Origin of the sequence: Hyphomonas sp., assembly GCF_013823385.1 — a bacterium.
In the GTDB taxonomy this organism is placed as follows: Bacteria; Pseudomonadota; Alphaproteobacteria; order Caulobacterales; family Hyphomonadaceae; genus Hyphomonas.
Genome location: NZ_PNMA01000001.1, coordinates 272030 through 282898, shown reverse-complemented (window position 1 = coordinate 282898; position 10869 = coordinate 272030). Strand labels below are relative to the sequence as shown.

The following is a 10869-nucleotide window of genomic DNA, read 5'->3' as shown; positions in this document are numbered from 1 at the left end:
GTTACAAGTGCTTACAACCGGGCAAAAGTTGACGCTAGCGTCATTATAGGAAACAGGGGGCGTTGTGGACCTTTCGGGCGCAAGTAAGATCGTGATAGCCGGCGCCGGTCAGGCGGCTGCGCAGGCTGTCCAGTCCCTGCGCCAGGGTGGCTATAAAGGCACGCTCACGATTGTCGGCGAAGAAACCGCGCTGCCCTATCAGCGCCCGCCCCTCTCCAAGGCCTATATGAAAGGCGAGATGGATGAGGAGCGGCTCTATTTCAAACCCGCCGCCTGGTATCAGGACAACAATATCGAGGTGATCCTCAGCGCGCACGCCACCCGGATCGACCGCGCCGCCCGCCAGCTGCATATCGAGCATGGCGGCGTGCTGGATTATGACGCGCTGATCCTCGCCACGGGCTCGCGCCCGCGCAAACTGCCCTGCCAGGGCGCAGACCTCGCGGGTGTCCACGACCTGCGCACCCTGTCGGATGTCGAGCGTATTCGCCCGCAGATGGTATCCGGCCGCCGCATGGTGATCATCGGTGCAGGCTATATCGGGCTGGAAGCCGCCGCCGTTGCCTGCACCATGGGGCTCGATGTGACCGTTCTGGAGATGGCGCCGCGCGTGCTCGCCCGCGTCACCAGCCCGGTGATGAGCGAATTCTACGCCCAGGAGCACACCGCCAAAGGCGTGAAGATCCTTACCAATACGGCCCTGTCCCATCTCGACGGCGCCGATGGCCATGTCAGCGCCGCCGTGCTGGCCGATGGCACGCAGCTGCCGGCAGATATCGTCCTCGTGGGCATCGGCATCCTGCCGAATGAAGAGCTGGCTAAAGAGGCCGGCATCGCCTGCGCCAATGGCATCCTGACAGACCGCGATGGCCGCACCTCCGATCCGCACGTCTTCGCCGCCGGCGACTGCGCCAGCCGCCCGCTGGTTCACTATGGCCGCACGGGCCGCCTCGAAAGCGTCCACAATGCCATCGAACAGGGCAAGCTGGTGGCTGCCGCCATCCTTGGCTTGCCCCGGCCGGCCGAAGACTGCCCCTGGTTCTGGTCGGATCAGTATGACCTCAAGCTCCAGATCGCCGGCCTCAGCACGGACTATGACCAGATCGTCCTGCGCGGCGATCCGGGGACCCGCAAGTTTGCCGCCTTCTATCTGCGCAATGGAACGCTCATTGCCGTGGATGCGGTCAACAGCCCGCCGGAGTTCCTGGCATCCAAGAAACTCATCATGACAGGCGCAAAGATTGCCCCTGAAATGCTCAGCGACACCACCATCCCAATGAAAGACATCGCCGCATCAGCCGCGGCCTGAAGGAGACGGAAACCCACATGGCAAAGATCACCTATATTTCGCATGACGGCACCGAACGCACGGTGGAAGCGAAGAACGGCGAATCTGTAATGGAAGCGGCGATCAAGAATTCCATTCCCGGAATTGACGCTGATTGCGGCGGGGCCTGCGCCTGCGCCACCTGCCATGTCTATGTGGACGAGGCCTTCCTGGATAAAACCGGGGTTCAGGAAGAGATGGAAAAGTCGATGCTGGACTTCGCAGAGAATGTGAAGCCGAACTCGCGCCTCTCCTGCCAGATCAAGGTGACCGACGCCCTCGACGGTCTCCGCGTCTCCACCCCGGAAAGCCAGCACTAAGCCCACATTCCGGAATTACCTTGACGCCCCGGCCCGCCAGCCGGGGCGTTTGCATGTGACGCAACGTGATAGGTTGGTTCTTTTTCAGAACCATGCTGCCGTTCCAGTCGCCTATCCTCCCAGGAGCTGACCGATGAATTACACCGAGTTGCTGTCCTCGATCTCCAGGACAGCCGAAGGCACACACCAAATCTCCATCCCGGACACATGGATGCAGGGCCGCACCGCCTATGGCGGGCTCACCGCTGCGCTCTGCCTGGAAGCGGCCAGAGCGCTTGCCCCCGGCCTGCCCGCCCGCGCCGCCCAGGTTGCCTTTGTCGGCCCCGTGAATGGCGAGGTGACGTGCAAAGCCGAAGTGCTGCGGCAAGGAAAGAACACGGTATTCGTCTCAGTCCGCATGACGGGCGCAGAGGGCGTGCTGGCCGAAGCCATCATGACCTTCGGCGCGCCCCGCCAGTCCTCGATTGATCTGGTTGACCTGCCCGCGCCGGCGCTACCGGACCCGGAAAATGTTCCCCCCTATTTCCGCAATCACCAGGGGCCAGCCTTTGCCCAGAATTTCGACATGCTGATTGCCGGGGGCACCCCGCCCATGTCCGGCGCGGACAAGGCAGATGTTTCTATCTGGATGCGCCATAAGGATACCGCCACGCCCCTGGACGCCGTGTCCCTGCTCGCGCTGGCCGATGCGCCGCCGCCCGCCGCCATGGCCATGTTCCGCGAGCCGGGCCGTATCAGTTCGATGACCTGGATGGCGGAATTCCTCACAGAGGACATCGAGACACAGGACCGCTGGTTTCTCGCGCGGCATGTGGCCCAGACGGCGCGCAATGGCTATTCAAGCCAGGAAATGCTGCTCTGGAACAAGCAGCGCCAGCCGATCATGATTGGCCGCCAGACCATCGCCGTCTTTGTATAGGCCAAGAGGCACTGAAAACAAAAAAGCCCCGGTCAAATGACCGGGGCTTTTATTTGATCTGTATCCCGATCAGTTGGCGAGCGCGGTGCGCAGGCCCTCAAGATAGGAAATCTGATGTTCAAGGACGGCGCGCTTGGTGTCGCCAGCGTCGAGTTCCAGAAGCTTGATCCGGGCCGCTTCTATCTCGACATCGATTTCCTGCGCATTTGCGTCGGAAAGATTGCGAGCTTCTTCAGCAAGGATCGTCAGGCCTGCGGGCGTCACGTCCGCAAAGCCGCCGCGCACATAAAAGCGATACCGCACGACATCGCCTTCCAGAACGCGCACAACGCCGTTCTTCAGCGTCGTCATGAACGGCGCGTGGTTCACCAGCACGCCGAACTCGCCTTCCGTACCCGGAGCGATCACGTGATCGACCTCACCCGAGAACAGCTCCCGGGCAGGCGATACGAGAGAGAAGTGCAGCTTGTCAGCCATCAACTAATTCCTCAGGCAGCTTCCGCCATCAGCTTCGCGGCTTTGGCTTTCGCTTCCTCGATATTGCCAACCATGTAGAAGGCCGGCTCCGGCAGGTGGTCGAACTCGCCGCTGATCAGGCCCTTGAAGCCCTTGATCGTGTCTTCGAGTTTCACCTGCACACCCGGCGAACCGGTGAAGACCTGGGCAACGTCGAACGGTTGCGACAGGAAACGCTCGACCTTACGGGCGCGGGCAACGGTGATCTTGTCGTCTTCCGACAGTTCGTCCATGCCGAGGATGGCGATGATGTCCTGAAGTTCCTTGTATTTCTGCAGGATCTGCTGAACGCCGCGGGCCACTTCATAATGCTCTTCACCGACAACCATCGGATCGAGGATACGCGAGGTGGAGTCGAGCGGGTCCACAGCCGGGTAGATACCCTTTTCGGCGATCGAGCGCGAGAGAACCGTCGTTGCGTCAAGGTGAGCGAACGAGGTTGCCGGCGCCGGGTCGGTAAGGTCGTCAGCCGGAACGTAGACGGCCTGAACCGAGGTGATCGACCCCTTGTTGGTCGAGGTAATGCGCTCCTGAAGGGCGCCCATGTCGGTGGCCAGCGTCGGCTGGTAACCCACAGCCGAAGGAATACGGCCGAGCAGAGCGGACACTTCCGAACCTGCCTGCGTGAAGCGGAAGATGTTGTCGACGAAGAACAGAACGTCCTTGCCTTCCACATCGCGGAAGTATTCGGCTTGCGTCAGACCGGTCAGCGCGACGCGGGCACGGGCGCCCGGCGGCTCGTTCATCTGGCCATAGACCAGCGACATCCGGCTTTCGCCTTCCAGGTTGATAACGTTCGACTCGATCATCTCGTGATAGAGGTCGTTGCCTTCGCGGGTCCGCTCACCCACGCCGGCGAACACCGAATAACCGCCGAACAGTTTGGCGATGTTGTTCACCAGTTCCATGATCAGAACCGTCTTGCCCACGCCGGCGCCGCCGAACAGGCCGATCTTGCCGCCTTTTGCGTAGGGGCAGAGCAAGTCGATAACCTTGATGCCGGTCACGAGCACTTCGGCTTCCGTCGACTGGTCGACGAATTCAGGCGCCGGGGCGTGGATCGGACGAAGCAGGTCGGTGGTCACCGGGCCGCGCTCGTCAATCGGCTGGCCGATGACGTTCATGATGCGGCCGAGGGTGGCAGGGCCAACCGGAACCATGATCGACTTGCCAGTGTCAGACACCGGCTGGCCGCGGACGAGACCTTCGGTCGAGTCCATGGCGATGGTGCGGACCGTGTTCTCGCCGAGGTGCTGCGCAACTTCCAGAACCAGGTGGTTGCCGTTGTTGTCAGTCTCGAGTGCGTTCAGGATCGACGGCAGTTCGCCATCAAATTCTACGTCAACGACGGCGCCGATGACCTGTGATACACGGCCTTTGGCGTTTGCGGGGGTGCTCATCTGATCGTCTCCTCGGGAGATGAAGTATTCTGGTCTGGTTAGCGTCTAGAGGGCTTCGGCCCCGGAGATGATCTCGATCAGCTCCTTGGTAATCTGTGCCTGGCGTGCCCGGTTGTATTTCAGGTTCAGCGCCTTGATCAGGTCTTTGGCGTTGCGGGTCGCGTTGTCCATTGCGGTCATGCGGCTCGCCTGCTCACCCGCCGAGCTTTCCAGCATGGCGGACAGGATCTGCGTATTGATATAGCGCGGCAGAAGCGTTTCGAGGATGGCTTCCTCGGACGGCTCGTAGATGTACTGCGCCCCGCCCAGATCAATCGCCGGCGCGCCCGCAGGCGCAGTTGCCGGGATCAGCTGCTGAGCTGTCGGAACCTGCGACAGGACGTTCTTGAACTGCGAATAGATCAACGTCGCAACGTCAAACTCGCCATTCTCGAAGCCCTTGGTGAGCATCTGGCCGACCGACAGCGCTGCATCGGTAAAGTTGTTGCTCTTCACGTCCGCCAGGCTGATGTGTCCGGCAAACTGAGCGCTGTACTCGCGCGCCAGAACTTCGCGGCCCTTCTTGCCGATGGTGAGAACCTTGACGGTCTTCCCTTCGGATTGAAGCTGCTGGATCTTCTGCCGGGCCAGCTTGGCCACATAGGCGTTGAAACCGCCGGCGAGGCCCCGTTCAGCCGTCATGACCACGATCAGATGGGTCTGGTCGCTTCCATTGCCGGTCAGCAGCTTCGGGCCGCCCTGGCCAGTCGTTGCGGCGAGGTTTGCGAGAACCGCGGCCAGACGCTCAGCATAGGGCCGCGCAGCCGTTGCGGCGTCCTGCGCGCGCTTCAGCTTGGCAGCAGCCACGAGCTGCATCGCCTTCGTGATCTTCTGCGTGGATTTCACGCTTCCGATCCGGTTCTTAAGGTCCTTCAAGCTGGGCATGTCAGGCCTTTACCGTCCTTGGTCCACTCAACAGATCAGGCGAATTTCGAAGTGAAATCGTCCAGCGCTTTCTTGATCTCGTCTTCAATCTCGCTGGTGAGTTCTTTCTTGTCGCGAAGCTTGGCGAGAAGCTCTTTCTTCGCGCCGCGCATGTGGACGAGCAGTTCTTTCTCGTAGCGGGTCACATCTTTCAGATCGACCTTGTCGAGATAGCCGCGCGTACCGGCGTAGATGATGACGACCTGCTCTTCCATCAGCAGCGGCGAGTATTGCGGCTGTTTCAGGAGTTCGGTCAGACGCGCGCCGCGGTTCAGCAGGCGCTGGGTCGCAGCATCAAGGTCGGAGCCGAACTTCGCGAAGGCGGCCATCTCGCGGTACTGGGCGAGTTCACCCTTCATCGAGCCGGCAACTTTCTTCATCGCCTTGGTCTGAGCGGCGGAGCCCACGCGGGAAACCGACAGACCGACGTTCACGGCCGGGCGGATACCCGAGTTGAAGAGGTCGGTTTCGAGGAAGATCTGGCCGTCGGTGATCGAGATCACGTTGGTCGGGATGTAGGCCGACACGTCGTTGGCCTGGGTTTCGATGACCGGCAGCGCGGTGAGCGAACCATTGCCATTGTCGTCGTTCAGCTTCGCAGCGCGCTCAAGCAGGCGCGAGTGGAGGTAGAACACGTCGCCCGGATAGGCTTCGCGGCCCGGCGGGCGGCGCAGCAGCAGTGACATCTGACGATACGCGACAGCCTGCTTGGACAGGTCATCATAGATGATCAGGGCGTGCATGCCGTTGTCGCGGAACCACTCACCCATGGCGCAGCCGGTGAACGGCGCGAGGTATTGCAGCGGAGCGGCTTCAGATGCCGTGGCCGAAACAACGATCGTGTAGTCCAGCGCGCCGCGCTCTTCGAGCGCCTTCACGACCTGAGCAACCGTCGAACGCTTCTGACCGATCGCGACATAGACGCAGAACAGCTTGTCCTTGTCGGACTTGGCCGCATCATTGGTCGGCTTCTGGTTCAGGATGGTGTCGATGCAGATGGCGGTCTTGCCGGTCTGACGGTCACCGATGATCAGCTCGCGCTGGCCACGGCCAACCGGGATCATGCCGTCGATCGCCTTGATGCCCGTCATCATCGGCTCATGCACCGATTTACGCGGAATGATGCCCGGCGCCTTCACGTCCACGCGGGCGCGGCTGGCAACGTCTTTCAGCGGGCCTTTGCCGTCGATCGGCTCACCCAGCGCGTTCACGACGCGGCCAAGGAGGCCTTTACCAACAGGAGCAGCAACGATCTCGGACGTCCGCTTGACGGTGTCGCCCTCTTTGATGTTGCGGTCTTCGCCGAAGATCACGACGCCGACGTTATCTTTCTCGAGGTTCAGGGCCATGCCCTTGATGCCGCCATCGAACTCGACGAGTTCGCCGGCCTGCACGCTGTCGAGACCATAAATACGGGCGATACCGTCACCGACGGAAAGCACCTGGCCAACGTCCGAGACTTCAGCTTCGACGCCGAAATTCTCGATCTGAGACTTCAGGATGCCCGAAATTTCTGCAGGTGAAATGTCCATCGAGCTTCTTATGCTCCCTTCATCACGGTGTTCATGCGTTCAAGTTTCTTGGCGACGCTGGCGTCCACGAGCTTTGAGCCCAGGCGGAGCTGGATGCCACCAATCAGCGAAGCGTCCACTTCGCTGGTGAGTTCAACTTCGCCGCCAACCACTTTGGCAAGCAGCGATTCGATCCGGGACTTTTCAGCGCCGGTCATTTCGTGTGCGGTGCGAACAATAGCGCGCTGAACGCCGCGCTGTTTCGCATAGAATTGGTCAAAGGCGAACTCGGCGCCGAGGATGTCGCGGGCGCGGCCATTGGTGGCCATCGTGCCGAGGAACTTGCCGAACAGGGCCGAGTAGCCAGCTTTCTTGGCAATCTCTGCCAGCGCCGACACTTTCACATTGCGGCCAAAAGCCGGGGAATCGAGCAGCTTGCGCAGGTCCGCCGACGATTTGATAAGCCCGGCGAAAGCCCGAAAATCCTTATGGACGGCGGCCAGTTCGCCCTTCTCCTGCGCCAGGTCAAAGAGCGCGCGAGCGTAGCGCTTGGCCGTTTCGCTTGTCTGGATCACGTTCGAGGCAGGCAAGGTCTTGAAATCCGTCTCAGTTAGGGGGCGGAAATGCCCTAATAAAAGTCAGGCGGGCGGCGCTCGCGAAACAGGCACCCCCCCAAGGTTGTGCGGCGCTTATCATTAGAAATTAGCGCTGACAACAGCCCCGCCGCCGACCCGTCATGCGGCGAAATGGCCGCAAACGCGAGCTCTCGCAGGGAAAGGCGGGTCACAGAAATGAATAAGGGTCGATATCGATCGAAATCCGCACCTGTGCCGGGAGTTTCAGGCGCGCGGTCCAGGCGGTCATATAGGCCGAGAGATCCACGATTCTGGGGCTTTTTATCAGGAACCGCCGCCGGTGGCGCCCGCGCAACACGGTGATGGGGGCCGGCGCCGGGCCGAACACCTCAATCCCCTCACCATTGGGCGCAGCGGCGGCGATTTCGAGGGCGGTTTTATCCACAAGTTCTGCGGAAGGCGCCGAAAGGATCATTGCAGCCAGGCGGCCGAACGGCGGCAGGACGAGTTCGGTGCGGACATCCCGTTCGATCTGCAGGAACCCGTCGCGATCATTGGCGGCGAGGGCCTCCATGGCGGGGTTATCCGGCGCATAAGTCTGCACCAGGGCCCGCCCCGGACGCTCCGCCCGCCCTGCCCGGCCGGCCACCTGGCTGAGCAACTGATAGGTGCGTTCGCCTGCGCGCAAATCCCCGCCCTTGAGGCCGCTATCGGCGTCGACCACGCCTACCAGCGTCAGATTCGGGAAGTTGTGGCCCTTGGCGACGATCTGAGTGCCGATCATGACATCGATCTCGCCCTGCTCCATCCGCTCGATCAGGCTGCGGACAGCGTCGCCGCCCTGCGCTGTATCTGAAGAGAAAATTTCGATTCGGGCGTTGGGCAGCAGAACCCGCACCTCTTCGGCCACCCGTTCCACACCGGGGCCGACGCCCATCAGCGAATCAGCGGCGCCGCAATGGGGGCATTTGGCGGGCTTGGGGATGGAATAGCCGGTGACATGGCAGACCAGCCGGCCGGAATAGCGATGCTCGGTCAGCCAGTTCTCCGTGCCGGGGGTCTTCAGCCTTTCCCCGCAGGCCTTGCAGATGACGAGCGGCGCATATCCGCGCCGGTTGAGGAACAGCAGGGACTGCTCGCCATTGGCCAGGGTCTGGATCAGTGCGCGCTCCAGCACCGGCGACAGCCATTTGCCCTTCTCCGGGGGCGCCTTGCGCAGGTCCACCAACTCGATATCCGGCAGGCGGGAGGCGCCTGGGCGGGCCGACAGGCGCAGGCGCACATAGCGGCCAGCCTCAGCATTTACTGCAGTTTCCAGGGCAGGCGTGGCCGAAGCAAGGATCACCTGCCCGCCTTCGGTCTTGGCCCGCATCACCGCCAGATCGCGGGCATGATAGGTGACGCCATCTTCCTGTTTGAAGGAGGTGTCGTGTTCCTCGTCGACGATGATGAGGCGCAGCTTGCGGTAAGGCAGGAAGAGGGCTGAGCGCGCGCCGATCACGATGCGGGCGCGGCCATGGACCACCTCCCGCCAGGTGCGGCGGCGGTCTTTCGGGTTCATGCCGGAATGCCAGGGCGCAGGCGCGGCGCCAAAACGCGCCTGGAAACGGGCGAGGATCGCCTGCGTCAACGCAATTTCCGGCAACAAAACAAGGATCTGGGCTTCCGGGTCTGATCTCAGAGTCTCCGCAATCGCCTCGAAATACACTTCCGTCTTGCCCGAGCCGGTTACCCCGTCGAGCAGGAAGGCGGAGAAGCCGCCCTGTTGGACAGAGGCGCGCAATTCCCCCGCCGCAGCGGCCTGTTCTTCGGTCAGCTCGGCGCCCGGAAGGTCAGGATCGGGGATGGCAAAGGGCGGGTCGGTGTCGATTTCCACAGGCTCCAGCGCGCCGGCCTCGGCCATGCCTTTGACGACACCGGACGAGACATTTGCCGCCGCAGCGAGGTCAGCGGCGGACAACAAATGGTCATTTCCGGACAAATCCGGACAATTCCGGACACTCTGAAACACATCCAGCACCTTCTGGCGCGCCGGCGTCATCCGTTCTGGCAGGGTGCCGGTCAGCCGGTAGCGGGTCTCCACGGGCGACGGCAGAAGCCCGTCCCGCGCGCGCAGTGCCATCGCCAGCACCTGCCCCGGATGGGTGACGGTGTAGCGCGCGACCCAGGCCAGGAATTCGCGCATCGTCGCGCCCATGGGCGGCGCGTCATAGACCGCCGTGACGGGTTTGAGCTTCCGGCCGGTGGCCACCTCATCGCCGAGCAGCTCGACCACGATGCCGAGCCGGTCATAGGGGCCGACCGGCGCGGCGACATAGGCGCCGGGCTCCAGCACCATGCCTTCGGGCACCGTATAGTCGAACGGCTCGGGCAGCGGCAGGGTGAAGAGGATTCGGGCGACGGCCATGAAGCGTGGCTTATCGCTTTGGCCGGAAGGCGTCATCCCGTCTGCGCACCGGGGCGCGCCAACTTGCACTGGATCAGAACCGGCACTCCGTCTAAGGCGCCCGGATGATCGAGCTTGCGCCTGAACTGATTGCTTTTCTCGTAGTGGCCGCCGTTGCGGCCGGCTTCATCGACGCCATTGCCGGGGGCGGCGGGCTGATTACCCTTCCCGCGCTACTGGCCGCAGGCATCAACCCGTTCTCGGCGCTGGCGACCAACAAGGTGCAGAGCAGTTTCGGCACGGCCATGGCCACCTGGAGCTATTGGAAAGCGGGCCGGATCAACTTTGCCCTGATCCTGTGGCCCCTGATCGCGACGTTCATTGGCGCCGGGCTCGGCACCGCCGCCGTGCTGGTAGTCGACAGCAGCTGGCTGATGGTGGTGCTGCCGGGCCTCCTGGTGGCGATTGCGCTCTATTTCCTGTTCGGCCCGAAGGCGAGCGATGAGGACGCGCACGCCCGGATGACGCCCCTGGCCTATAGCAGCGTCGCTGGCGGGATCGGCTTCTATGACGGCTTCTTTGGGCCCGGCACCGGCTCGTTCTTTGCCCTCAGCCTGGTGACGCTGCTGGGGATGGGCCTGACGCGGGCCACGGCGCACACCAAGGCGCTGAACCTTGCCAGCAATGTCGTCTCGGTCGCGGTGTTTGCGCTGGGAGGGCAGGTACTCTGGGCGCTCGGCCTGACGATGGCGACCGGCCAGGTGCTGGGCGGCTGGCTTGGCTCGAAAGCCGCGATGCGGTTTGGCCCGCGCCTGATCCGGCCGCTGCTGGTGATCATATGCTTTGCCATGGTGGCGCGGCTGCTGTCGGATCCGGAAAACCCGCTGCGGATATGGGCGTCTTCGGTGCTGGGCTGAGCGGCGAGGCCTTACCCTAGCGTGAGTGCTTGCCA

The 10869-nt window shown here is 62.6% G+C and carries 10 protein-coding genes; 4 read left to right on the top strand and 6 right to left on the bottom strand.

Annotation, left to right across the window (positions count from 1 at the left end; translation table 11 throughout):
* Window positions 1–64 precede the first annotated feature (64 nt).
* The 3 genes from C0456_RS01385 (at window position 65) to C0456_RS01375 (ending at window position 2566) form a co-directional block, all read left to right on the top strand.
* Window positions 65–1309, top strand: coding sequence for an FAD-dependent oxidoreductase (locus tag C0456_RS01385; RefSeq protein WP_291047577.1), 1245 nt, complete (start codon window positions 65–67; stop codon window positions 1307–1309).
* A 17-nt stretch (window positions 1310–1326) separates the two neighbouring features.
* Window positions 1327–1647, top strand: coding sequence for a 2Fe-2S iron-sulfur cluster-binding protein (locus C0456_RS01380; protein ID WP_291047576.1), 321 nt, complete (start codon window positions 1327–1329; stop codon window positions 1645–1647).
* A 133-nt stretch (window positions 1648–1780) separates the two neighbouring features.
* The gene (locus C0456_RS01375) at window positions 1781–2566 is read left to right on the top strand and encodes a thioesterase family protein (protein WP_291047575.1); all 786 of its coding nucleotides are present in this window, start codon (window positions 1781–1783) and stop codon (window positions 2564–2566) included.
* 69 nt (window positions 2567–2635) lie between these two features.
* Here the strand turns inward: C0456_RS01375 and C0456_RS01370 are convergent, their stop codons facing one another.
* From C0456_RS01370 to C0456_RS01345, 6 genes are all read right to left on the bottom strand, one after another.
* Complete coding sequence (locus C0456_RS01370; RefSeq protein WP_291047574.1) at window positions 2636–3043, bottom strand: F0F1 ATP synthase subunit epsilon; 408 nt, start codon at window positions 3041–3043, stop codon at window positions 2636–2638.
* An 11-nt stretch (window positions 3044–3054) separates the two neighbouring features.
* Window positions 3055–4482 carry a F0F1 ATP synthase subunit beta gene (gene atpD / locus C0456_RS01365; RefSeq protein WP_291047572.1) on the bottom strand — a complete coding sequence of 476 codons (1428 nt, stop codon included), beginning with the start codon at window positions 4480–4482 and terminating at the stop codon, window positions 3055–3057.
* Window positions 4483–4527: 45 nt separating this feature from the next.
* Window positions 4528–5406, bottom strand: a complete 879-nt coding sequence (locus C0456_RS01360; protein ID WP_291047570.1) for a F0F1 ATP synthase subunit gamma — start codon at window positions 5404–5406, stop codon at window positions 4528–4530.
* 35 nt (window positions 5407–5441) lie between these two features.
* Window positions 5442–6977 carry a F0F1 ATP synthase subunit alpha gene (gene atpA, locus C0456_RS01355; protein WP_291047569.1) on the bottom strand — a complete coding sequence of 512 codons (1536 nt, stop codon included), beginning with the start codon at window positions 6975–6977 and terminating at the stop codon, window positions 5442–5444.
* A gap of 8 nt (window positions 6978–6985) precedes the next feature.
* A complete protein-coding gene (gene atpH, locus C0456_RS01350) occupies window positions 6986–7531 on the bottom strand; it encodes an ATP synthase F1 subunit delta (protein WP_291047568.1) in 546 nt (181 codons plus the stop codon).
* Window positions 7532–7739: 208 nt separating this feature from the next.
* Entirely contained in the window at window positions 7740–9938 is a 2199-nt protein-coding gene (locus C0456_RS01345) for a primosomal protein N' (RefSeq protein ID WP_291047566.1), read from the bottom strand.
* Between the two features lie 104 nt (window positions 9939–10042).
* Between C0456_RS01345 and C0456_RS01340 the strand changes: the two genes are divergently transcribed.
* A complete protein-coding gene (locus C0456_RS01340) occupies window positions 10043–10834 on the top strand; it encodes a TSUP family transporter (RefSeq protein ID WP_291047564.1) in 792 nt (263 codons plus the stop codon).
* The last annotated feature ends 35 nt before the right edge of the window (window positions 10835–10869 follow it).